The organism is Caldimonas mangrovi (assembly GCF_023721835.1).
In the GTDB taxonomy this organism is placed as follows: domain Bacteria; phylum Pseudomonadota; class Gammaproteobacteria; order Burkholderiales; family Burkholderiaceae_C; genus Caldimonas; species Caldimonas mangrovi.
Genome location: NZ_JAMKFE010000012.1, coordinates 23,858 through 46,843 on the forward strand (window position 1 = coordinate 23,858; position 22,986 = coordinate 46,843).

Annotated in this window: 25 protein-coding genes; 11 read left to right on the top strand and 14 right to left on the bottom strand. The window is 68.8% G+C overall.

Features of this window, described 5'->3' with window-relative positions; translation table 11 throughout:
- The first annotated feature begins 46 nt into the window (after positions 1 to 46).
- Together M8A51_RS18050 and M8A51_RS18055 are read left to right on the top strand one after the other, a co-directional pair.
- Entirely contained in the window at positions 47 to 955 is a 909-nt protein-coding gene (locus M8A51_RS18050) for a LysR family transcriptional regulator (protein ID WP_251779917.1), read from the top strand.
- Positions 956 to 1,208: 253 nt separating this feature from the next.
- On the top strand, positions 1,209 to 2,606 hold the full coding sequence (locus M8A51_RS18055) for an endo alpha-1,4 polygalactosaminidase (RefSeq protein ID WP_251779918.1): 1,398 nt from the start codon (positions 1,209 to 1,211) through the stop codon (positions 2,604 to 2,606).
- 19 nt (positions 2,607 to 2,625) lie between these two features.
- Here M8A51_RS18055 and M8A51_RS18060 read toward each other — a convergent pair whose 3' ends face one another.
- Complete coding sequence (locus M8A51_RS18060; RefSeq protein ID WP_251779919.1) at positions 2,626 to 3,792, bottom strand: endo alpha-1,4 polygalactosaminidase; 1,167 nt, start codon at positions 3,790 to 3,792, stop codon at positions 2,626 to 2,628.
- A 28-nt stretch (positions 3,793 to 3,820) separates the two neighbouring features.
- Positions 3,821 to 4,489 (bottom strand): response regulator transcription factor, encoded by a 669-nt coding sequence (locus tag M8A51_RS18065; RefSeq protein WP_251779920.1) that lies wholly within the window; start codon positions 4,487 to 4,489, stop codon positions 3,821 to 3,823.
- Positions 4,490 to 4,640: 151 nt separating this feature from the next.
- Here M8A51_RS18065 and M8A51_RS18070 point away from each other — a divergent pair, with 151 nt between their 5' ends.
- Both M8A51_RS18070 and M8A51_RS18075 read left to right on the top strand, forming a co-directional pair.
- Positions 4,641 to 6,041: a histidine kinase dimerization/phospho-acceptor domain-containing protein gene (locus tag M8A51_RS18070; RefSeq protein ID WP_251779921.1), complete on the top strand. Its 1,401-nt coding sequence runs from the start codon at positions 4,641 to 4,643 to the stop codon at positions 6,039 to 6,041.
- 184 nt (positions 6,042 to 6,225) lie between these two features.
- Entirely contained in the window at positions 6,226 to 7,023 is a 798-nt protein-coding gene (locus M8A51_RS18075; RefSeq protein ID WP_251779922.1) for a winged helix-turn-helix transcriptional regulator, read from the top strand.
- Between the two features lie 18 nt (positions 7,024 to 7,041).
- Here M8A51_RS18075 and M8A51_RS18080 read toward each other — a convergent pair whose 3' ends face one another.
- The gene (locus M8A51_RS18080) at positions 7,042 to 8,262 is read right to left on the bottom strand and encodes a sensor histidine kinase (protein WP_251779923.1); all 1,221 of its coding nucleotides are present in this window, start codon (positions 8,260 to 8,262) and stop codon (positions 7,042 to 7,044) included.
- 231 nt (positions 8,263 to 8,493) lie between these two features.
- Positions 8,494 to 9,000 (bottom strand): hypothetical protein, encoded by a 507-nt coding sequence (locus tag M8A51_RS18085; protein ID WP_251779924.1) that lies wholly within the window; start codon positions 8,998 to 9,000, stop codon positions 8,494 to 8,496.
- A 219-nt stretch (positions 9,001 to 9,219) separates the two neighbouring features.
- Between M8A51_RS18085 and M8A51_RS18090 the strand changes: the two genes are divergently transcribed.
- Positions 9,220 to 9,462: a hypothetical protein gene (locus M8A51_RS18090; RefSeq protein WP_251779925.1), complete on the top strand. Its 243-nt coding sequence runs from the start codon at positions 9,220 to 9,222 to the stop codon at positions 9,460 to 9,462.
- 74 nt (positions 9,463 to 9,536) lie between these two features.
- Here the strand turns inward: M8A51_RS18090 and M8A51_RS18095 are convergent, their stop codons facing one another.
- Positions 9,537 to 9,941 (bottom strand): hypothetical protein, encoded by a 405-nt coding sequence (locus M8A51_RS18095; protein ID WP_251779926.1) that lies wholly within the window; start codon positions 9,939 to 9,941, stop codon positions 9,537 to 9,539.
- 399 nt (positions 9,942 to 10,340) lie between these two features.
- Between M8A51_RS18095 and M8A51_RS18100 the strand changes: the two genes are divergently transcribed.
- A complete protein-coding gene (locus M8A51_RS18100) occupies positions 10,341 to 10,862 on the top strand; it encodes a hypothetical protein (protein ID WP_251779927.1) in 522 nt (173 codons plus the stop codon).
- Positions 10,863 to 11,051: 189 nt separating this feature from the next.
- Here M8A51_RS18100 and M8A51_RS18105 read toward each other — a convergent pair whose 3' ends face one another.
- Positions 11,052 to 13,112: a hypothetical protein gene (locus M8A51_RS18105; RefSeq protein WP_251779928.1), complete on the bottom strand. Its 2,061-nt coding sequence runs from the start codon at positions 13,110 to 13,112 to the stop codon at positions 11,052 to 11,054.
- 262 nt (positions 13,113 to 13,374) lie between these two features.
- Between M8A51_RS18105 and M8A51_RS18110 the strand changes: the two genes are divergently transcribed.
- Entirely contained in the window at positions 13,375 to 14,160 is a 786-nt protein-coding gene (locus tag M8A51_RS18110; protein ID WP_251779929.1) for a hypothetical protein, read from the top strand.
- A complete protein-coding gene (locus M8A51_RS18115; protein WP_251779930.1) occupies positions 14,157 to 14,672 on the top strand; it encodes a hypothetical protein in 516 nt (171 codons plus the stop codon). Before M8A51_RS18110 ends, M8A51_RS18115 begins: the two co-directional genes overlap by 4 nt.
- A 35-nt stretch (positions 14,673 to 14,707) precedes the next feature.
- Here the strand turns inward: M8A51_RS18115 and sctT are convergent, their stop codons facing one another.
- The 6 genes from sctT to sctJ are packed head-to-tail and all read right to left on the bottom strand — an operon-like array spanning position 14,708 to position 19,586.
- Complete coding sequence (gene sctT / locus M8A51_RS18120; protein WP_251779931.1) at positions 14,708 to 15,538, bottom strand: type III secretion system export apparatus subunit SctT; 831 nt, start codon at positions 15,536 to 15,538, stop codon at positions 14,708 to 14,710.
- A complete protein-coding gene (locus M8A51_RS18125; RefSeq protein ID WP_251779932.1) occupies positions 15,535 to 16,062 on the bottom strand; it encodes a hypothetical protein in 528 nt (175 codons plus the stop codon). The genes sctT and M8A51_RS18125 overlap by 4 nt, the downstream gene beginning before the upstream one ends.
- Before the next feature lie 2 nt (positions 16,063 to 16,064).
- On the bottom strand, positions 16,065 to 17,384 hold the full coding sequence (gene sctN, locus M8A51_RS18130; protein ID WP_259372065.1) for a type III secretion system ATPase SctN: 1,320 nt from the start codon (positions 17,382 to 17,384) through the stop codon (positions 16,065 to 16,067).
- Positions 17,381 to 18,208, bottom strand: a complete 828-nt coding sequence (gene sctL, locus M8A51_RS18135; RefSeq protein WP_251779933.1) for a type III secretion system stator protein SctL — start codon at positions 18,206 to 18,208, stop codon at positions 17,381 to 17,383. The genes sctN and sctL overlap by 4 nt, the downstream gene beginning before the upstream one ends.
- The gene (locus M8A51_RS18140) at positions 18,196 to 18,807 is read right to left on the bottom strand and encodes a type III secretion protein HrpB4 (RefSeq protein WP_251779934.1); all 612 of its coding nucleotides are present in this window, start codon (positions 18,805 to 18,807) and stop codon (positions 18,196 to 18,198) included. The genes sctL and M8A51_RS18140 overlap by 13 nt, the downstream gene beginning before the upstream one ends.
- 53 nt (positions 18,808 to 18,860) lie before the next feature.
- Positions 18,861 to 19,586 (bottom strand): type III secretion system inner membrane ring lipoprotein SctJ, encoded by a 726-nt coding sequence (gene sctJ / locus M8A51_RS18145; RefSeq protein WP_407062252.1) that lies wholly within the window; start codon positions 19,584 to 19,586, stop codon positions 18,861 to 18,863.
- A 301-nt stretch (positions 19,587 to 19,887) separates the two neighbouring features.
- On the opposite strand from sctJ, the gene M8A51_RS18150 reads away from it, so the two are divergent.
- On the top strand, positions 19,888 to 20,319 hold the full coding sequence (locus M8A51_RS18150; protein ID WP_251779935.1) for a hypothetical protein: 432 nt from the start codon (positions 19,888 to 19,890) through the stop codon (positions 20,317 to 20,319).
- A 132-nt stretch (positions 20,320 to 20,451) separates the two neighbouring features.
- Entirely contained in the window at positions 20,452 to 21,081 is a 630-nt protein-coding gene (locus M8A51_RS18155; protein ID WP_251779936.1) for a lytic transglycosylase domain-containing protein, read from the top strand.
- A gap of 6 nt (positions 21,082 to 21,087) precedes the next feature.
- Here the strand turns inward: M8A51_RS18155 and M8A51_RS18160 are convergent, their stop codons facing one another.
- Positions 21,088 to 21,279, bottom strand: coding sequence for a hypothetical protein (locus tag M8A51_RS18160; RefSeq protein WP_251779937.1), 192 nt, complete (start codon positions 21,277 to 21,279; stop codon positions 21,088 to 21,090).
- A 91-nt stretch (positions 21,280 to 21,370) separates the two neighbouring features.
- Positions 21,371 to 21,619 (bottom strand): hypothetical protein, encoded by a 249-nt coding sequence (locus tag M8A51_RS18165; protein WP_251779938.1) that lies wholly within the window; start codon positions 21,617 to 21,619, stop codon positions 21,371 to 21,373.
- Here M8A51_RS18165 and M8A51_RS18170 point away from each other — a divergent pair.
- A complete protein-coding gene (locus tag M8A51_RS18170; RefSeq protein ID WP_251779939.1) occupies positions 21,597 to 22,982 on the top strand; it encodes an ABC transporter substrate-binding protein in 1,386 nt (461 codons plus the stop codon). The two genes, M8A51_RS18165 and M8A51_RS18170, sit on opposite strands and share 23 nt — an antisense overlap.
- Positions 22,983 to 22,986 lie beyond the last annotated feature (4 nt).

Sequence of the window (22,986 nt, forward strand, 5' to 3'; positions counted from 1 at the left end):
ATCTCGATGATCCGCGCATATCCTTCGGCCAACCCGAAGGATGCCGATGTCCTCCTCACGCCGCCCTGTCGACTACCGTGTCGACCCGTTCGACCTCCGCCTGTATACGGTAGTGCTGGAGCTCGGCACCATCACTGCCGCCGCCAAGACGGTCGGTCTGTCGCTCGCGGCGGCGAGCGCACGCTTGAAAGCACTGGAAGACCTGGTCGGCGCGAAGCTGCTCGAGCGGTCGAAAACCGGTGCGACACCCACCCGCGCCGGACGCGCGTTGGCGCAGCATGCCGGCGAAGTGCTGGCGGGCCTGGAAGCGCTGCATGTCGAAATGGCGCGCTTTGCGAGCGGACTGCGCGGCACGGTGCGTCTGATGTCGAACACGGCGGCGCTCTCGGAAGCCCTGCCGCAGCGTCTCGGGCGCTTTCTCGAGCAGCATGCCGAGATCGACATCGAATTGCAGGAATTGCCGAGTGACGCGGTGCTCGACGCACTGCGCCGCGGCGTGGGCGACGTCGGCATCGTCGCGGACCATGTCGACACGGGCGGCCTGATCGCACGGCCCTGGCTCGACGACCGGCTGGTGGCACTGCTGCCGCGAGGTGCCGCCATGGGAGCGGCGCGCTCGATGCCCTTTGCGGCTTTGCTCGAACGGCCGTTCGTAGGACTCAGCGCTGACAGCGGCCTGAGCCGCTTCCTGCTGCAGCAGGCACGCCGCAGCGGGCGCATGCCGCAGCACCGCGTTCGGGTCGCCAGTTTCGATGCGGTCGCGCAGATCGTCGCCTGCGGCGTCGGCGTGGCCGTCATGCCGCTCAGCGCCGCAGCGCGCTGGCGCGGCGCTCAGGTGCGCATCGTTGCGCTCCAGGATGCCTGGGCCAGGCGCAAGCTGATGATCTGCACGAGCGGGCAGGCCGCGGGTCGGCCGGCGATACAGGCGCTCGTCGACGCCTTGGTCGAGCCGTAGCTATCCGGGTCTGCCGTCAACGCGGGCGTGCCAGGACCGGAAAATGGCGCACCGCATAGCGCCCGAAGCCCGACGACCACAGCAGCATGGCGCCACGAACGCGCACCGGGCGGCTTCTTCTCGATGCCGCATCAGCTCCACATCAGCTTCGAATGCCAACATGCGCCACGTCATCCGGCCGGCCGCGGCCTCGGCCCGGCAAAACCGTCCAGCGATCCACACCACATGCCCGCTGCGGGCGAGGAGCGAAGCCATGCAAGAGCGACACATGCCTTTCGGAACACCGGCACTGGCCCGGCGCAAACCGGCCGCCGCTGCCGCAGCGGCAATCTGTGCCAGCACCGTGTTGCTTGCCGCCTGCGGCGGCGGGGGAGACGGCGGCGCGAGCGCCGCGAGGTCCGCGGATGTCGCTTCCGCCGACGAGCAAGGCCGCGCCAGCCTGCAGGCGCTCGCGAGGCTGACCACCACCACCGCACCCATCATCGCCAACTCGCTCGGTGCCTGTACCGAAGCGGTCTCGTCCACCTGGGACATCAAGCTCGCCAACTGCTCGTCCACGAACCGGCAGCAGTTCAGGTTTGTTCCCGTCGCCTCCGGCACCGACGTGTACCTGATCAAGAACGTCTCGACCGGGCTGTGCATCGCGGCCACCGGCAGCATGGCCGGCGCTTTCGTCGAGCTGGGCGAATGCGACGGCACCGCCGAGCAGCAGTTCGGGCTTGAAACATTGCCGACGGGCTCGATGGTGATGATCAAGGGCATGCGCAGCGGCCTGTGCCTGACGGCGCCCCGGGCGTTGAACACCGCGGCCTTCTCGATGGGCAGTTGCTCCGCCGGCAACACGAGGCAGTCCTACAAGCTTCCTGTCGTCACGGTGCCGACACCGACGCCGGACCCCACGCCGACACCCACGCCGGGCAGTTGGTGGAAGCCGGCCGCGACCACCAGCTGGCACTGGCAGCTCAGCGGCGACCTGAAGACGAACGTGGCCGCCACGATCTATGACATCGACCTGTTCAACGTCAGCACCGCGACGATGCAGCAGCTGAAAAGTGCCGGGCACAAGGTGGTCTGCTACTTCTCGGCCGGCAGCTCCGAGGACTGGCGCGACGACTACCGGAAGTTCAGCAGCGCGGACAAGGGCCTTGCGATGGACGAGTGGCCGGGCGAGCACTGGATCGACATACGCTCCGCGAACGTGCGCAGCATCATGGCGGCACGCCTCGACCTGGCCAAATCGAAAGGCTGCGACGGCGTCGAGCCCGACAATGTGGACGGCTACACCAACCGCACCGGCTTTCCGCTCAGCGCGCAGCACCAGATCGACTACAACCGCTTTCTTGCGGACGAAGCGCACCGGCGCGGCCTGGCGATCGGCTTGAAGAACGACGTGGACCAGCTGGCGGCACTGGAGCCTCATTTCGACTTTGCGGTCAACGAACAGTGCCATCAGTACAACGAGTGCGCCGGCTACGCCTCCTTCACGTCGAGGAACAAGCCGGTGCTCAACGCCGAGTACGCCGCCAAGTATCGAAACAACACCGGGGGTGCGCGAGACACCCTGTGTGCCGCGGCACGCAGGCTCAACATGCGCACCCTGGTGCTACCGCTCGCGCTGGATGGCAGCTACCGTTTCAGTTGCGACCACTGAACGAACCGCCAGCCGCCTGTCAAGGCATCGCCGCGTCACAGCTGAACCTGAAGCTGCCATCAAGCGCATGAGGCAGCACGAGGGTGCGCAGTTGCGCGGCGCGTGCACGGGCGCACAGGCCGGCACGGGCAGCGGCGTCGATCACATAGCGTGCGTCGTACTCGACGTTGAAGACGGGTTTGTCCGACGCGACGAAGGCGTCGTAGCCGAGGCATTCGTCGTACTCGTGGCACTGCTCGTTGATGGCGAAGTCGAAGTGCGGTTCCAGTTGCATGAGCTGCTCGACGTCGTTCTTCAGGCCGACGGCCAGACCTTTCGACGCAGCGTGCAAGGCCATGAAGCGGTTGAAGTCGAGTTGCGTGAGCGCATTCAGCTCGAGGCCGGGGCTGTTGGTGTAGCCATCCGCCGCATCCAGCCCCACAGCGTCGCAGCCGCGGGCGACCGCATGGTCCAGCCGCGCCTTCATGATTTCGCGCACGTTGGCAGAGCGCGTGTCGAGCCACCATTCGCCCGGCCCCTCTGCCACCGGAGCGCCGACATCGGCAGGAAGGAAGCGCCCGTAGTCGGGCCGCCAGCTCTCGGCCACACCGGCCGAGAACATGCACACGACGTGCTTGCGAGCGGCACGCAACATCTGCAGGGTCGCTTGAGGCACGTCGAAGAGGTCGACGACGTAGACATCCACCCCGCCGTGCATCTGCACGATGCCCGTCAGTTGCACATGCCACGTGTCCGTCAGCCGCGGCGTCCAGCGGGCAGGACCTTCCTCGTCGTCCGCCACCCGTTCGTTGCGCAACGCCGTCGGCCCGATGGCGCGTGCAGCGTCCTGTCCGTCCTTCCCCGGCCGGCCACCGGCCGTGCCCGGCACGGCGCCGGGTTCGACGTCATCGTGGGCCTCGGCACCGGGGCCGCCCGGGTCGTTCAAGGTGCGCGCCTCCAGGTTGCGAACCCGTTGCGCCTCGATGCCTGCGGGCCGGTCGACCCGGGACACGGTGACATGCCCGTCAGCACGAGGGGGGTGGTACGCCACCGCGCCGTCAAGATGCGCGACATCCGGCCCGGCGACCGGGAACCACCCCAGCCACGCCGCGAGCGCCAGCAGCAGCACGGTGGCCGCCGCACAGACCGCAGAGTGCCGCAGCCTGCCGTAGCGGCCGCGCCGGTCGAACCAGATGTGCGCGCGCATGGACGACCTCACTGCTGCACAAGCAGCATCAGCCTTCGAGCCGGTAGCCTTCTCCGCGCAGCGTCTTGATGCGCGACGGCTGACCCGCGACGTCGATCACCCGGCGCAGGCGCGACACGGCCGCCTCGACCGAATTGCTGGACAGCTCGGTCTCGTCGTTGTAGAGCTTCGATTCGATCTGCCGCCGGCTGACCACGCGGCCGCGGTTCACGACCAGCAATTCCAGCAGCAAGCGCTCGCGCCGGCACAGTTCGATCGGCCGGCCCTGCAACCGGACCTGCGCCCTGGACAGGTCGACTTCGATGTCCGCACATGAAAGAACGGCGTCGTGGCTGCCCGAGGCGCGCCGCATCAGCGCGGTGGCGCGCGCCGCCAGCTCGCGCAGGTCGACCGGCTTGACCACGTAGTCGTCGGCGCCGGCATCGAAGCCGCACAGGCGGTCGTCGAGATCCGCCATGGACGTCAGGAACAAGGCTGGCGTCTGCACGCCTTCGCGGCGCAAGCGCCTCAGAAGTTCCACCCCGCTGAAGTCCGGGAGAGAGACGTCGAGGATCAGCACGTCGGCGCCGCTTTCGCGTGCGGCCCAGAGCCCGCCGGGACCGTCCTCGGCCTGATCGACGACAAAGCCCAGCTGCTGCAACCCTCGCACCATGGACGCTCGCAGCAGCGCCGAGTCTTCGACCAACAACAGCTTCATCAGCACACTCCTCGCCAATGGTGAGCCTACGACGTGACCCGACAGGGTGCACAGATGCTCTTACGCGCGCCTGACTGGCTCGCCCCGCGCCTGACGGTGCGCCGAGTTGCCCGCGTATCGGTTAAGCTGCGCGCGGCTTGAAGGGACGCCCATGGAAAGAAGCATCTCGAGGTGGCTGGGGCGCAGCATCGCCGGCGCCTTGCTGCTGTCGTCCCTGGTGACCTTCGGAGCGCTCTACGCCGTCGGGCATCTGCAGGTGAACGCAGCGTTCGAGCAGGCGTTGCTGGACGATCTGCGCTCAGTTGCGAATGTCACGCAGGTCTATCCGAACGACGACCTGTATGTGAACTTCGAGCCCGAAGTGCTCACACAGTACCTGCAGGGGGGCACCCGGTTCTTCCAGCTGTGGGACGCGGCAGACCACGCACTGCTCGACCAGTCGCCCTCGCTGTCGTCGCTGGGCTACCTTTTCGATCATCCCGGCCACGCATCGGCCGAGCCACGCCGGCTCGAGGCGACGCTGCCCGACGGACGCGAAGTCGCCGTGGTGCTTCAGCAGATGCCGGCGAACTGGGGGCTGGATGCCGAGATGCTGGAGCGCACGGGTCAGCGTATCCGCAACAGGGACGTGCACCTGATCGTCGGACGGGCGCGCACCGAGCTGACGCAGGCGCTCATGCCACTGGCGCTCGGCTGCCTGGCAGGCGCCGTCGCCGTGCCGCTGCTGGCGGCGGTACTGCTGGCGCTGCTGGTGCCGCGGGCGCTGCGGCCGCTGCACGAGCTGAGCCAGGCGGTCGCACGGCGCGACGTCGACAGCGACACCACCTTCCCCGCCACCGACGTGCGCGAGATGAAACCGATCGTGCAATGTCTCAACGACCTCGTGATGCGCATTGCGGACCAGCGCCGCCGGGAACGACGGTTTCTTGCGGACACTGCGCACGAACTCCGGAACCCGCTGGCCGAACTCCACGCGTTGGCGGACCTGGCGACGCTGGAGGCGGGCGACGCCGACAGCAGGTTGGGCGCGTTGCATGAAACCAAGCAGATCACGCGGCGGCTGACGGGCCTGATCGACGTGCTGTTCCAGATCGCGCGCCACGGCCGCGATTCGCAGCCGCTCGAGTGGGTGTCGCTGGATGCTTTCGTGGACGAGGCGCTGTCCCACCCGCGCTACCAGGGCATGAACTGGCAGGTCGGCGGCGACCGGAATCCGCGTCTGCAAGTGCAGCCTGCGCTGCTGCGGGCGTTGCTGGACAACCTGTTCGGCAACGTGCTGGCGCACGGCCAGCCCGGCTCCGACGTGACCGTGCAATGGTCTGCGCCCCCTGCTGCACGGCTGTCGATACGCAACCTGTCGAAAGGCCGTGCGGACCCGCAGCACGCCGAGGAGCACCTCGGCAGCGGGCTGAACATCGCAGCGTTGTATGCATACGCCATGCGGGCGGAACTTCAGGCGGGCCGCACCGGGGAGTGGTTCGAGGTCGACATCCGGTTCGCCGCGCCGCAGGATCCGCCGCCTGGCGCTGCCGGCTGCGACACCGCGGCGTAGCACACGCCAGGCACACGGGCAGCACGTATCAGGTTCGCATAACGATGCCTTCGCAGAATGCAGGCATCGTGTGCGCAGCACGCGCTCAGGAGTGCAGTATGAAGCGAACCGGAGTAGCGTCGGCGTTTCCTGGCCAGGCAACGCGGTGCCGGCGTCCGGCGGTCATCCAGCGACGGGACGGCCGATGATTTCGCCATTCAACCCCGGGCGCGCGGGCCCCATGCGAGTGGCTGCGCTGTTCATCACCCGCTGGACCGAAAGCGCCGTCGGCGACGCGCTCGAGCGCGTAGGCATGCAGACGGTCAGGTGTCGCTCGGCAACCGAATGGGTGGCGGCACTGCAGACAGCGGATCTCGACGTCGCGCTCATTGAAGACCACGGGACTGTCCTGGCCGGTTGTCTGGCGATGCTGCGGTTCCGCGGTACCAGCACCGTGCCCATCATTGCCGTGGGCAACGGCTCCGCGCAAGAGATCGGTGCAGCATTGCGACTCGGCGTCACCGACTATGCGATCACCGCAGAGGCGCACCACACGCTGGTCAATCGTGTGCTGGCACGCATCGAAGTGTGCCGGCAATCCGAGCAGCGCATGTGCGTGCGCGCAGGGGCGTGCTCTCTGGACGCCCAGACGCGGACACTGCACTACCCGGGCGGCGAGTTGCAGCTGACCTGGCGGGAGTTCGCACTGGCGTGGGTGCTGTTCGACAGCGCCGGGCAGGTCGTGCACCTGCACACGATCTCGCGGCACGTATGGGGCACGGACATCACGGTTGCCAAACGCACCATCGAACAGCATGTCTGCCGCCTGCGGCACAAGCTCGCACAGGCGTGCGCATCCTCAGATCAACCACTGGTGCTGCATGCGGTCACCAACGTGGGCTACCGCCTGGTCACGGAGTCGCGATCGCGTCACCCCACGGGCCCAGCCCTCCCGGCGGTGGCAAGCGTCGCGGGCAAGGCGGCGGCTGCGGCAGAACCCTGAGTCCCGCGGCCGGCACGGTCAGCGCTCGCACTCGATGGACAGGACGGCGTCCATCGGAGGGAGGTCCGGCGCGGTCGGCGCACCGGCCTTGTACGCCCGCGCAGCAGGCACGCACAAGTCGACCAGCGTGCCGCCTCCGTTGCGGGGGCCGACCGACAGCCTCGCACCGAGACGGCGAGCCCGCTCCCGCATTCCGACCAATCCCCAGCGCTGGCCGGAATGTGCGCTGCTCAACCGATGCGGATCGATCCCGATGCCGTCGTCTCGCACCCGCAGCGAGAAGCTTTCGGCGCCGTGCGACACCTCCACCTCGACGCAGCGCGCGCGGGCATGCTGGAAGGCGTTCAGGAGCGCTTCTCGGCCGATGCGGTAGACCTCGTCTGCTGTCACCTCCTGAAGTTCCTGCTTGCGCCCGCAGTGCCGCAGCTTGAACGACACACCGTACTGGGCCGAGAACTCCTCGCCCGCGGCGGCCAGTGCCTCGCACACGTTCTTGCCGGCGTTGCGAGGCGTGCGCAGCCCCGACAGCCGGTCGCGGCCCTCCACCAGCACGCGGTCGGCATGCTCGAGCGCCGTTTCCATGATCGCCCGGGCCGGCTCGTGCGGCGGCACCTTCTGCATCGCCGCCTGGAATCGCAGCACCAGCGCGTGCACGTCCTGCAGCACGGTGTCGTGCAGTTCACGGGCGATGCGCTCGCGTTCGACCATGGTCGCCATTTCGCGCAAGCCGGCTTCGGCCGTCTGCACCCGGTAGACATAGTGACGCGCGATCCAGGTGAACATCACGAACACCACGGTGATGTTCAGCCAGCGCAGTGCCGTCAGCAGCTGCGGGTCCAGCACGTAGAACGCCGGCACGACCTGCGTCACCGCATCGAGTGCCACGTAGGCCGCCAGAAGGAAAGCGAGCGCGCCGAGCGTCAGGGTATAGGAACGGCTGACGGCCACAGCGGGCAGGAACACCAGCAGGAAGTAGTGGATGCCGCTGTCCCAGCCGAGCAGCACCGTGCAGCTGCCTGCGTGGACCAGCACCTCGGTCCACATCAGGGCGACCGCCGGGCGGTTGATGCGCCGGCTCAGCAGCCAGTAGGCGGTCCCATACATGCTGGCGCTGAGAATGTTGAGCAGCGCGGCGACCGGCATGTCCAGCAGCAGGAACACCACCAGGTAGAGCCCGTCCACGCAAGCCGCCCAGACCGCAACTTGCCGCAGCATGAGCCAGAAGGCCCCGCGGGACATGAGAGAAGCATCGCCGTCCATCCTTCACTCCCAGAATCGAACGCCGGCTGACGCCGTGTCCGGGCACCGCGAACCAGAAGTACCACGGCGGCGATGGCGCAACAACGTGCCTGCAACCTTCGCCAAGTTTTGACGGCGCGCCCTCGCCGCAGCTGTACTTTTCTGCGGTTTATATGTACTTTCATGCGTCGATGGCGACAGACTGTTGCGCCCCCGGGCGACGCCGCCTTCTCACCCCCGCCGGATCGCATCCGCCGGAAGCACGAACGGCCGGCCGGTGCGAGCCGGCATTTCGAAGTACAGGTGCTGCCCGGCGTACACGTCGATGATACGAAAAGCGCCCGATGGGTTGAGCACGATCACGTGTGAGAGCAGCGGAATGCAGATCGACCCCTCGCTGCATCGCCTCACGCAGGCGTCGCTCAGTTCCGGCACCGTCCAGTCTCCCAGCCCCGCGCGTGCCAGCGCATCGAGGATTTCCTCGCGCGCCTGCTGCGGGCAGGACGGGGCTGGGTGGATCCGGGCCAGCTGCTGACGCAGCCGACCGAGCCGCTGCCGGCTTTGCAAGCGGCGCGTCACCCGGCCAGCACCCGCCGCCGGCGGTTGCCGCGCCAGGGGCGGTGCAGGCCCCAGGCGCTCATCGCCAGCCAGGCCACGACGTGCGGCGGCTGCGGAGATGGGAGCTGCCGCTTCCGGTCGGCCGGCGACGGGCATCGGCTCGGTGGACGGCAGCGCCATCGGAGGGCGGCTGGTGAACTTCGCCTGCATGATGTTCTACCCCGCGTTCGCCGCCCCATGCAAGGGGCCCCGTCCGGCGCGGTGTCGGTTCGTTCGATCGTGCAGAGCTTCGGCCGCAGCGAGGCCGGCCTGCGGTGCGCTCGTTACGCTGCCGTGCACAGTCCATACGGAATGAACCCGGGCGCCGCCTCCCGGCCGGCGCCGAACGAGGAGTGACCCATGCTGATCGGGCGGACAGGTGGCATGAACGGTGCGGGATGGGCGGGCGCCGGCCTGAGTGCCCACAGCGCGCAGCAGTCCATGGCCATCGGCGAGGCAATGATGAAACTGCAGAACAAGAAGATGCTCGACAGCATGAAGCTGCAACTGGAAATGGCCGTGATGACACTGATCCGATCGCTGTGCGAGGCGCTGAGCAAGGTGATCAAGTCTGCGGGAGAGGGCGTCAAGAACCTGTCCTAGACCGCCCGCCGGGCGGCGCGCCGTCGCACCCCACCCCGCTTTCGCTTCAGGCACAACCGCGGCGCGAAGGTCGGTCACGGCTCCAGCAGGCGCAGGAAGTCCTGCTCCGCGCGCACCGGGTCGGCGAACAGGAACCGGTCGGCGCGCGAACCCGCCAGGGCCTGTGCCGAACCGGCCACGGTCACTTCGAGCGGCGAAGGCAGCAGCGGGTCCGCGCTCAGGATCCGGAACTCGAGATACCCGGCCAGCGACGGCGTCAGGCCATGCCCTTGCGCAAGCCTCGCATAGTGCCGGACATCGTCCCGGTCCAGCCTCATCGACATCGGCAGGTGCCCGTAGCGGCCCTGGAGCGTCACGGCCCGAATGCCCTGCCGCGCCCGAGCCATGGTGTTGCGCAGCCACAGGCTTATGCGGGCACCGATGGGCGGGTTGCACGCCGTGCAGGCCGGCCGGCGCGTGGAAAGGCCGATCTTGATCATGCAGGGCTCCCGATCTGGTGCTGCCTTCCGTGGAGCACGCGCGCAGCGCCCGGATGCGCCCTGGGCAGCAGGGTCGTGCCGCGCGCACCGTGCGAGTCGTCATCGCCGCTGTCTCCAACAGGTTCTGCACGACAGCCTCCCAGTTTCGTCGCGGCCGCACAACCGCACACGCGAAGGCGATCGCGCCGGCGCGAACGACGCGGCTGTCCCGGTGGTCACGCACCGCGGTGGGGGTCGCCGGCGGGCTTGGCGAGCAGAGGCGGCCTGGCTTCGCACCGCTGCAGAAACTTTCGTTCAACGCGGCGCACCGGGCCGGCCGGCTGCGACAGTGGTCCTCGCCGGGCAGCGGCCCAAGCCGCCCCTGTCCTCGTCGCCATCGCAAAACCAAGGAGGCCCACCATGATCTCGATTCAGTTTGTCGTGGCAGCCGTCATCGGCTGGCTTGTGCTCGGTGCGCTGCAGTGGCAGCTCATGGCCAGCCGCCATCGTCAGCACCTGGCGCGCATGCATGATCGTTACCGCCGCACACAGCAGCACACCGAGCAGATGCTGTCCAACTGCCGCCGGCAGGTCGTCGAGCTGCAGAAGACGCTGCGGATGTGCCATGAAAGCGCGCAGGCGCGATCTGCCGTGACGCAGGCGGCGACGGCTTCGACTCCCGTCCCGCGCAGCGCGGCGCGCGACACCGACTTGCTGTTCCATGGCGACACGAGGCCGCGCGATCCTTACGTCGATGCCGTGCTGCATTTCGCCGAAACGCGGCCGATGCTGAGTCCCAACACCTACCGTCCCTCGGACAGCGCAGCCCGCCGCCTGGCCGGGATGCCCGAGCACGGTTTCGCGCCGACGATCTCGTTCGGCGACATGGCGCCCCTGCCGTCCAGGAAGGCGGACATCTGGGCGCACGAGCGGCTGGCCTAAAGCCTGACGGCACGACGGAGGGCTGTGCGAGCCTCTCGCCGGGGAGCCCTCGACAGGCCCGGACCTCGGTCGCGCGGCTCCTTCGCGCCCTACGCCACGTCGCCCACGGTGACGTGGCGTTTCTCGTTCCCGCACGCCCGGCATCGCGGCTCGCCATGGAATGGAATGGAATGAAACGGCAACCGTCGGTCAGGCGCCCAGGTTGACGGCAATGGTGTGCAGGTTGTTCGCGAACCGGCCGATCTGCCCGGCAAAGGCGGCTGTCTCCACCGCGTCGGTGGTCGGCTTCAGCCCCACCGGGTGCTGGCCGCGGTAAGCCTGGCAGCGAGCCTTGTGCTCGAGGTAGAACTGGTTGTCCCGCTCGATCGACTGCATCAGGTCGGCGAGCTTGTCCAGCATCTGGGTCGCCTCGACGCCGGCCTGCTTCAGCTTCGGGTCGTCGGGGTTCGTGCGCTGCGCCTTCTCGATGTGTTGCAGCAACTGCTGGGTTTCCTGGTGGAGCTTGCGCGCCTGGCGGTCCACCCGGGCCGACTTCGCGAGAAACTCCTCCAGCTTGTTCTCCTGGCTCACCACGGTCGGCCCGATGGCCTTCTTCGTGAAAGGCAGATGCATGGCGGCGATGAGTTCCGTGCCGACCCGCTTGCCCTTGGCGGCCCCGCTCAGCTTGTCCTGGTGTTGCTGGGCCAGCGCCGCGTCGTGCTTGAGGATGGATTTCCGCGCCCCGTCACGGTCCTGCATGAAGGACTTGATCGTCTGCACCGTGTGGAAGCAGGTGTACGCCGCACTGGCGACACCGACCGGCGAAGCACCCACGGTGGCGATGGTCGAAGCGCTCGCCGCCAGTTTGGCCGTGTTGAACATCATCTTGGCGCCGAACCTCAGGTTGCTGTGCACCAGCGCCGAGTCGCGATGCTTCTGCAACGCCCACTCGTCCTGCACCACCTTGTTCACCTTGGCTTCCTGCGCCTGCAGGATGTTCTTGCACATCTGGTCGAAAGCCTGCTGGCGCTGAGCCTGCTCGGCCGGCGACGCCGGCGGCCGCTTCGCCAGGTCGCGGTCGTACGCCTCGACGGCGTCCTTGATCTCGAACGAAGCCGCGTTCAGTGCTTCGAAAGCCTTCATCTGCAGGCGCTGCAGCACCACGTTCTCTTTCGTGCCGCCGTACTTGGCGAGGCCCTTGGGGTCGTCGAAAGTGACCTGCGCCTCCATCTGCGGAACCTTGATGTGCGTGGTCTTGATGCGCGACGCCAGATCCATGTGCGCCAGGTTGCCCTGCGGCACGGCCGGCTTGGACGTCGCGGTCGCCGTCGCCGTCGCCGTCGCCGTCGCCGCGACGGGTCGGCCGGCCGCGGCGGTCGGGACGGCGGCCGCGGCCGGCCGCACCGGCTGGGTGACTCCTTGCGACGGCAAGGGCGGCTTCGCATGGGGCGCATGGGCGAACGGAGACGGCCCCGGGCGGTACGGCGGCGGCGGCACGGCGTGCAGATGCGCGGGCGGCAGACCGGGCCGATACGGCGCCGGCGGTGCTGCTTGGGAAAACACGTTGGCCTGGTGGCTCACCGGCTGCAGCCCGGGCCGGTACGGCGGCGGCGGCACGGCCGGCGCGAACAGGGTCGGCGGCCGGAACCCCGCAGGCTGGAGCCCGGGCCGGTACGGCGGCGGCGGCACGCTCTGCGGAAACATCGCGGGCCTCGGCCCCGGCCGATACGGAAGCGACAGCATGCCCTGCGGGAACATGGGCAGCAGCTGGAACGTCGACGGCTGCGGGCCGGGCCGATACGGGGGTGGCGGCGGGATGCCGTGCGGGAAGACGAACAGCTTCTGGGACGCCGGCTGCCACGCAGCCGGTCGGTAAGGCGGCGGCGGGTTGGCATGCGCGCGCGATGGCACCAGCTGGAACATCGGCGGCTTGGCGCCTGGCCGATGCGACGGCGGTGCCATCGGCCGTGCGAACGCGGGCTGCGGCTGGAACGTCGGAAGCTTCATGTCTGGCTGGCGCAGCGCAGGCGCAGCGGCATGAGCAAGGGTCGGCGCCTGCAGGAAGCCCGGCGCGAGTTGGCTGCGCTGCAGGGCAGCATGCGGTGGAAGCTTCGCCAGGCGAGGACCTTGCGCCGCCGGTGCCGTCTGATGCTGCCGCGCTGTCAGTCCGGCGGGCATCGGCCCCGACTTCTGCGGTGCCGGAGCCCAGGGCTGGGTGTTCGCCGAGACGGCGGGACCGGCGCCGAAGCGCGAGATGCGGTTGACGGTCATTGCGTGCCGGCTCCCTGGTCGGGCCGAGAGCCGTCCACACCGCGCACGAGCGCGGCGGCATGCCGCAGGCATGCTGCATGGCGGCTGCCGCGGGCGCCGACGGGTCTGTCCAGCATGTAAATCACCGTTCGTTCGACTGCGCCCAGGATGTGCCGTGCGGCCGGACGCCGCGTGCTGGACGGCGAAGCCGAAGCGGCATCGGCGAAGCGTGGGCACGATGCCGCGACACCCGGCACGGCGCTTGCGGCCGCAGGTTCGCGTCATGCACCGCCGTTTCGTACGCGCGACGGCACACGAAGGGCGATGCGTCAATCTGCGGGTCCACTTCGACACCTGGAGCACGCTGATGATCGACGCAGCCTCTTCTCAGCCGATGCGGCCTGGTGCCGCGCCCCTGGGTCGCGACCCGGGAGCGCCGCTTGTGCCGGGAGCGGGCGAGACCATGGACGACGACGGGCACCAACAACTGCACTTGTGTGCGATGGCGGCCTATGCAAGCACGCTCGACCACGTCCGCGTTCTGCTGGGCGGCTCGGCAGCATCTCTGTCGATCCGGCGCCTGCCCGCCGGAATGCGCGGAGCACCTCTGCAAGCGCTCGGGCTGCGCCTGCTCGCGTTGCCGGACCACGAGCGGCAGCCCGCGATCGATGCGTTCTTGCGCGCTGCCGAGGAGGTGCCCGCGGAGCGCCGCGGCGCCGGCCTGCAGCAGCTCATCGACGCCGCACGCACCGGGACGCGCGGGCTGGAGCAAAGGGAACGCGACGCGATGCGCCATGCCGAAGCAGCCGTGCGCCGCGGAGACAACGTCTGCAACGCCTGTCAATGCCATGGCGTGACGCTGCGGGACCTGCGCCTTGCGCTCGAAATGCTCGCAGTGCGTTGTCATGCCGGGCCTGCCGTGGCCGCCGGCGCCGGCGTCGCGAAGGTCGCCGCCCTGCACGGCATCTCGCTGCCGGGCCCGCTGGCGATGCTGGCATCGATGCGAAGCCCGGTCCACCCGCGGCGGAAGACGGGCATCGTGCACCGTCCTGCGTCGATGTCGCAATGACGACGCTTCCTGGCCTGGCCCCGTCGCCGAGGCCGAACGATACGCCGAGTGCGGAACCGTCGCCCACGACGATGGTGCGGCCCGAGCACGATCAGCGTCCGCCGTTCGCCTGTGGCGCAGCACAGCATGCCTTGCCGGCTCACCCGACGGCGCCCCCGCGAGCCCACGCCAGCCAGGCGCCGAGGCAGCCGCTGCGCGTGCTCCACAGGGCAGGTCGCAAGGGCCATGTCGCCGAGCCGCTGCCGGGCCACCCCGCTGTGCCCGACATGCAAGAGCAGAACGCAGCAGCGACCCGTTCGCACGAGCTGTCGCTGATGCGTCTGCCGAGCACGTACGACATCCCCTGGCATCAGCGTCACGCGCCGCTGCAGGTCGACCGCTGTGCCGCGGTACGCGTCGACATGCGCTGGAACGACACCTCGACCGGCGACGACGCGGCGCGATCCGAAAGGGCCGCGTCCGGCCCGGGCGGCGCGAGGTGGCCTGCCCGGCCCGGGCCGCTCCCGTCGTGACGCGCATCCCACACGGCCGGCCTGGCGACCGCCTGTCACCGGGTTGGCGGCTCCCCGCGCATCCACTGCTCCAGTTCCTGCTGCAACGGCAGCAGTGAGATGCTCTCGCGTGCCTGGTCGAAGAACAGGCTCACCAGCAGCGCCAGCATCACGGTGGCCACCACGCCCTTGATCGGTTGTGCCAGGTTGTTGGGCTCCAGCTTCTCGGCCGTCTTCGCCAGCAGGCCGAAGGCCAGGTCGATCAGCACAAGCACCAGCATCACCGGGGCCGCGATCTTGACCACCGTCGAGAAGTAGCCTTCGACCTGGAAGCTGATGAACTGCGTGAGCCCGCCGGCCAGGTCGGGCGCCAGCTTCGCCAGCGGCCACCATCGGAAGCTCTCGAACAGCAGACCGGCGCACACCACCATGCCGCCGAGCATGTAGAAGCCGGCGATCACCAGCTGCGACAGCAGGTTGCTCACCGGCGTGCTCTGCTCACCGCTGAGGGGGTTGGTCTGCTGTGCATTGTTGAAGCCGGCGCAATTGTCGATGAGCGCGCCCGCCCCTTCCGCAACCCAGAACACGACCGCGATCGCGAACCCGAGCAACACGCCGATCAGCGCCTCCTTGAGCAGCAGCGCGAGCAGCATCAACGCCTGCATGTCCTCCATCATGCGGGCCGGCTGGCCCCAGGCGATGAAGAAGCCGATCATCAGCGCCATGCCGTTGCGCACCGGCGCCTGGATCGCCTGCGACATGGTCGGCGGCATGATCATGAAGGCGGCGAACACGCGCATCGTGCACATGGCCATCAACGTCAGCATGTTCTTGACCGCCTCGCCGAAGTTCACCATCAGGTAGGACATGTCCAGCAACTCGTTCATGGCAGCCGGTCTCCCAGTGCCGCCAGCTCGTCGCGAGCGGCTCCGATCAGTCGCGCCACCGCGGCCTCTTCCGAGTCCTCGTCCTGCACGTCCTCCTGGGCCAGCTCGATCCGCTGCGCCAACTCCTTGCGACGCTCCTGGAGCTTCTCGTACTGCTGCTCCGCCTTGCGGATGCTGTGCCGGATCTCTTGCAGCGCCTGTTGCTCGGCCTGCAGCTGCTGCTCGGCCTGCTGACGTTGCGCCTGTGCACGCCGGGTGTGTTCGGCCAGTGTGTCGAGCACGTGGCGCAGCGTGATCAGCCGGTCGGGGCGGAAGCCTTCCGGCGCCGTCATCGTCTGCTCGATCTTGTCGAGACAGCCCTGCTCGTCCGCCCGGCACGCCTGTTCCTGCTGCAGCGCCTGCGCGCACGCTTCTTCGCATGCCTTGACCTGCTGCGCCTTCTCGGCCGCCGCGGCTTCGTGCTGCTCGATGCGACGGCGCTTGATGCGCAGCAGCATGTCGAATGCGCGCAATGGATTCGCCATCGCTACTGCGTTACCTGGTGGAGCGACTGCAGCGTGCGCTCGAAAGGCCACAGGTCGTCGGTCGCCTGGCAGAGGAAATCGCGGATCATGTCGATCTTGCCGACCGCCTCGTCGGCCACCGGGTCGGCGCCGGGCCGGTATTCGCCCATCTGGATCAGCGTCTCCATCTCGTCGTACTTGGCCATCAGTCGGCGCAGCTTGCCGTTGGCGGCCTGGTGCTCTGCCGGCACGATCTGCGTCATCACGCGGCTCAGGCTGCCGAGCACGTCGATGGCAGGGTACTGGTTGCGCGCGGCGATCTTGCGCGACAGGATCATGTGGCCGTCCAGGATGCCTCGCACCTCCTCGGCGATGGGGTCGCTGTTGCTCTCGTCTTCGGCCAGCACGGTATAGAGCGCGGTGATCGAACCCGTGGCACCCATGCCGGCGCGTTCCAGCAGGCGAGGGATTTCGGCGAACACCGACGGCGGATAACCGCGCCGTGCCGGCGGTTCGCCGGCGGCCAGACCGATCTCGCGTTGCGCGCGCGCGAAGCGGGTCAGAGAATCCATCATCAGCAGGACCTTCAGGCCCTGGTCCCGGTAGTACTCGGCCACCGCCGTGGCCACATGCGCGGCCTTGGCGCGCTCGATGGACGAGCGGTCGGACGTCGCGCACACCACCACCGAGCGCGCCATGCCGGTTTCGCCAAGGATGATCTCGATGAACTCGCGCACTTCGCGGCCGCGTTCGCCGATCAGCGCGATGACGCTGATATCGCATTGCGTGCCGCGCGCCAGCATGCCCATCAAGGTGCTCTTGCCGACGCCGGCGGGTGCGAAGATGCCCATGCGCTGGCCTTGGCCGAGCGTGATCATGCCGTCGATCACCTTCACGCCGGTGGGCAGCGGGTGCTCGATCATCTCCCGCTCCATCGGCGTCGGCGGCAACGCGAACACCGGCCGGTCCTCGGCGCACAGGATCGGCCCCTTGCCGTCGATGGGCTGACCGAGGCTGTCGATCACCCGGCCCAGCAGTTCCGGGCCCACCGGCACGCTGAGCACGCGCCCGCAGCCGACCACCTGCGTCTGGCCGGCGCTGACGCCGATGATGGACCCGAACGGGGACAGGATGGTCTGCCCCCTGGAGAAGCCGACCACCTCTGCCACCTGGATCACCTGACCCTTGGCGTCGACGAAGTTGCACAGCTCGCCGAGGCGGGCTTCCAGACCGCTGGCCCGCACCAGCGTGCCGACCACTTCGACCACCTTGCCGGCGCGGCACACCATCGAGCTGGTGCTCAGCTCGACCTCCATCCAGTGCGCCAGATCGGTCAGGGTCATGGCGCATACTCCCGCGTCTCGCAGGTCGACTCCGGCTCGTCCGGTTGCCCCGCCGTGCCGCTTTCATCGGCGGGCGGTGCACTGCCCCCGAACGGTGGCGGCGCGCCATCGACGGGGGCTTCCGCAGCGTCGCCACCGGCCGCACGGCGCACGGCACGTTCCATCGCGGCGCGCAAACCGGCCAGCTGGGTCTGCAGGCTCGCGTCCAGGACACCCAGGTCGGACTCGAAGATGCAACTGCCGGGCGCAAGCGCTGCATCGGCCACCACGTCCAGTTCCAGGCCGGCCTCTTGCAGGTGGTCCATCGCACCGAGGCAGTCGCGCGCCTGCGCGTAGTCGTCCATCCCGACGCGCAGTCTCAGCGAACCGTTGCCGCGCGTCAGCGATTGCACGCTCTTCAGCGCGCGCTGGTAGAGCGCGCCGCGGTCTTCGTACAGCACGATGCGCTCGACCGCGCTGGTCACCACGTCGGCGAGGCGGGCGTGCATCTCGCGCACCGCGCGATCGTGTCCGATCGCGGCTTGCAGATGCCGCTCGTGCCACTCGCTCACGGCCTGGCGCGTGCCTTCTTCGTACGCGGCCTGCCGCAGGCCCTGCGCCTCCTCGCGCGCGTCGTCGATGATCTCGCGCGCCTGCGCCTGCGCGGCCTCCATCTCCGCGGCAGCCTGTCGCCGGGTCTCGGACAGCATTTGCTCGACGCTCTGCTCCATCCTGCGCTGCAGCTCCTGCACCGACACCAGCGCCTGCACCTCTTCCGCCCGGACGACGCCTTCCTCGACCCCGACGGGCCCCGCTGCGGTCTGCAGCCAGATCAGCATGGCCATGCCCTCTCCGCGTCCGACAACAGCTGTATCGCCTGGCGGACCTTCAGGTCCGCCGGCGCCAGGCGCCGCCGCGCCCTCATGCCCAGCAGCCCGCGCGGTAGCGACAGGCGCACCATGCGCCGCCACAAGCTGTCCTGCGGCCGCAGCAGCGTCGTCCAGTCGTGATAGCCGACACAGGCCCAATGCATCTCGGTCCAGCGCAGCACCTCGTACGGCACCGGCCGACCGCGCCCGCTGTGCGCCATCACCGCCGGGTAAAGCTCGCCCAACACCGAGCGCAGCGCCTGCCTCGCATCGCGCTCGACAGCGCACCGCAGCACGCCCGGCCGCCGGGCCAGTGCCAGGCGTGCGAGGCTGCGCACGACCTGCTCGCGCCCTTGCAGGGCAAGTTGCACTTCCGCCGCGCCAAGGTCCGTCGCGGCAGGCAGGCCACCGCCTTGAGCCACCAGCAGCTCCGCGCGCAACGCCGCGACCCCCGGACGATCGGACAGCTCGCCGAGGAACGGCCACCGCGCGTCGATCACCTGAGCCCACGAGGTATGGGCATGAAGCGGCATGTCGAACAGCTTGCGCTGCAGGCCGAGCGCGAGTGACGCCATCGCCTCCGGCGATATCGGGTTCGCCGACTGCGCCCTCTCCATCACCGCCGCCGTCATGGTGCTGCGGATTCAGCCGTTGCGACACGCCGCAGCGGCAGCCGCTGCGCGACCGCGCGAGGCAGCCACTGCGGCCGCAGGATGGCGATCGCGCCCAGGCCACCGAGAACCAGCAGCGGCAACAGCACCGCAACGGCGATCCAGGCATGCCCCGAACCCTGCTTCGGCGGTGGAGGCGGCGGGACTTCCGTTCCCGCCACCAGCGTGACGGTGACGTTCTCGTAGGTCAGCCCCTCGACGCTGCGGGCCACCAGGTTCTTGATGGCGGGCGTCAGCGAGGTCAGATCGCTTTCCGGCCGGTATTTGACGAACACCGAAGCGCTCGAAGGCTTGACCACCGGGGCCATCGGGTCGTTGTTCGGCAGCACGATGTGGACTTGTGCGGCGACCACGCCGTCGATCTTCGACAAGGTGTTGGACAGCTCCTGAGACACGCCGTGGATGAACCGGACGCGCTCCTCGGTGGGCGTCGAGATCATGCCCTCCTTCTTGAACATGTCGCCGAGGCTGACGTAGGTCTCCTTGGGCAGTCCCTTGGCGCGCAGCACGCCGAAAGCGCGCACCACGTCCGCCTCTTCGACGCTGACGTTCCACGTCTTGCCGCCATCCGGCGACGACTTCTCCGCCTTCACCCCGCTTTCCAGCAACGCGGACACCATCGAGTTGGCATCGGCTTCGGTGCGGCGGGTGTAGAGCTCCGTCTTGCAAGCAGCGATCAGCAAGCACAAGGCGAGCAACGTCCACCGGAATGCACATGCGGCCTGGCGGCGCCCCATCCACGACATACCCATCTCCTGACCATGACTACGACTGCGACGATCCCGAGGCCCGAGCGGCATCGACTCCCGCAGACCTTATCGATGCCAGGCCATCGACGGCCCTGCCCAGGCGAAGGAGTGCCTCGACGCACGAACAAGGCCCGCGGCCTTCGCGCACCGGCATGGCGCTTCGTCACGCCGCGACGCGAAGCGCATGCCGTTCGCACAGTGCGGGCATCGACAACAAGACTGCCTGGGAACCGACATGTCCGTCTCGACCGCCACTCCACCCCTTCCCCTCGCGCCGCGCCGGCAGAGTCTGTCAACGGGCGAACGCCTGAACGCCGAGCTGCTGCTGAACCGGCTCGCGATGCAACTCGAGCAGGTGCGGTATCTCGCATCGGCCGGCGTGGACGCGCAGGCATTGAGGCACGTCGTCGTCATGCTGAAGATGGCGCACGGCCTGGCCTTCCGCGACCCGGCCCTGTGGGCGTGGCTGGCACGCCCCCGCGTCGTCACCCATGCAGGAGCGCCTCGCAACGCCCCGGAGGAGCCGTTCGATGCCGCTTGCCTGGCGGACGCCGACCCGGCAGGCCTGGGCCGGGCCACCGAGCTGATCGACGAGGCCGCCGCCCGGTTGACGCACCTCGGCGATGCCTTGCATGCCAAGGACGCCCCGCAGCCCTGGTACGACTGAATGCGGCTCGCCTTGCAGTCGCCCCGTCCCGCGTCGGGGGTGCTCGCCGCCACGCGACCGGCTGGTCTGCGACGACGCTGGGTGCTGGCGATCCTGTGCGCATCGGCATCCGCAGCGGCCGGCGACCCGCCCTTGGAATACCTCTGCCGACAACGGGACGGAAGCGAACGCCGGGTGCCGGCCGACGAGGCGCTGCTGTCGCGGCGCGCGGGCTTCGCGTGCCTGCCAGTGATCACCGGCCGCCCCTTGTCCGGTGACGCGGACGTCGTCACCGTGCACGTCGGCATCACCGAGATCGCAGCGGCGCCGGGGCCGGTTCTCGACGCCATCGCGGTGCCGCCGTCGCTGCCGGCACCGCCGCCGTCGATCGCCGAATCGCTCGTGCAGGCAGCGCGGCGCCACGGCCTGGACCCGTCGCTGGTGGTCGCCGTGATGTACGTCGAATCGCGCTACCGGCCCCAGGCACGCTCACCGAAAGGCGCCCTCGGCCTGATGCAGCTGATGCCCGCGACCGCCAGCCAGTACGGTGTGAGCACGGAGCAGGCGCTGCTGGACCCGCACGTCAACATCGACGTGGGCGCGCGGCACCTGCGCAGCCTGGTCGACCGCTTCGGCGACCGGATCGACCTGGTGCTGGCCGCGTACAACGCCGGTGAAGGCGCAGTCGCGCGGCATGGCCACCGCGTGCCTCCGTATGCCGAGACGCGCGATTACGTTCGCAAGGTGATGGCGCTGATGGAAGCGGCTGCGTCCGGCCCGTAGTGCCGGTCAATGATCGGCAGGCGCGGCGGACCGTGCCACCGTGCCGGAGCCGCTGGCCGGGGCGTATTCCAGCGAGGCCTGCAGGGTGATCATCGTGCGCACCCGTGTTGCCGCGTCCGGGTCCGGGTCCGATCTCGTCTCGGCCACCTGCACGCCCGCCGAGCAACGCGACTGCAGCCCGTTCGCATCCGTTCGCACGCGGCGAACGCCCGCCGCAGGCATCGGGCGCCCCGGGTGAATGCGTATTCAACTCCTGCACAGTACTCAACATACTCGGTACACGTCCTTCTTACTGGGAGGCGACGATGTTGCGTAGCACCATTGCCAACGGCGTGACGGCCCTGCTCGTCGGTTGCGTTTCCTGGGCCCAGGCGGCTGACGCCCCGGTCCCCTCGTCGCCCTCCCGGTCCGAGAGCACCACCGTGACGGTGGTGGCTCCCAGCGAAACGCCCGTGCCGCGCGTGTTGCCACCCTGCAGGCCCGGCACGTGTCCGTTTGCGGGCCAGAAGGTGACCGTGATCGCAACCAAGAGCGCCATCAGCGTCGCCCTGCTCGAAGTCGAGGAAGAGTTCGAGGCCGCCACCGGTGCAGAACTGGACATCGTCCGCCTGCCGGGCGTGGAGCACTATCCCACCATCATCACCGACCTGACCAACCGCGCCGGCAAGTACGACGCCTCGATCGCCGGCGGTTGGTGGGTGGGCGACATGGTGGCGGGCGACCATCTGCGCCCCTACGACGATTTCTACAACGACCCGCGCTTCCCCCGGTGGGACATCGACGACGTGCTGCCCGGCCCGCGCCGGTTGCTGAGCTACAGCGGCAAAAAGTACATGGTGGCCTACGACCACGACGGCCAGGTGCTGTACTTCCGCCGGGATCTGTTGAACGAGCCGCGGCACCAGGCCAGCTTCAAGCAGAAGTACGGCTACGCGCTCGCCGTGCCGCAAACCTGGAAGCAGTTGCGCGACGCGCTCGAGTACTTCCACGGCCGGGACCTGAACGGCGACGGCACGCCGGACCACGGCATCGTGCTTGCGCTCAAGCCGGGCAGCCAGGGCATGTTCAATTACATGACGCTTTCCGGGCCGTTCGTCATCGGCCCCGGCAACCCGAAACTGTACTGGTTCGACCCGCAGACGATGAAGCCGCTGATCACGAGCCCGGGGCACGTGCGGGCGCTCGAACAGTTCGTCGAGCTGGTCCGGTTCGGGCCGCGCGAGATGCTGACCTGGGACCACGGGCGGGGCTGGGACGAGTTTCTCGCCGGCCGCGCCGCCTTCGCGTTGAGCTGGGGCGATCTTGGCGCGCTGGCTCAGCAGGCCGGCAGCCGCGTGCGGGGCAAGACCGGCGCCGCGCCGGTACCCGGCACGCACGAGTACTTCGACATCGCTCGCCAGCGGTGGGTCAAGACGTCCTCGCTGAACCGGGTCGGCAACACGACGGGTGCGTCGTGGGCCGGCGTCATCTCGAAGTACTCGAAGGTGCCCGAGGCCACCTACTTCCTGCTGGCACTGCTGGCCACGAGCGAGAAATCGAAGGTCTATGCTGCGCGCGGCTCCGATGGCGTCGACCCCGGCAGACGGTTTCACTTCCTGCCGCCCGAAGGCACAGGCAGCGCGGCGCCCTATCTGCAGGCCGGTTGGAACGAAGACGATGCGCGTGACTACCTCGGCGCGTTCCAGCAGGTGTTCAGCGACAAGCAGCAGGTCCCCTACCTGCGCATCCCGGGCACCTACAGCTATTGGCTGGCGCTGGACCTCCATCTCGTCGAAGCCGCCGGCGGGCAACTCAGCCCGGCCGCCGCGCTCCAGGCCGCCGCGGCCGACTTCGAAGAGATCACCATACGCCTCGGCCGCGAACGCCAGCGAGCGGCCTACCGCGCCTCGCTCGGCTTCTGACAGC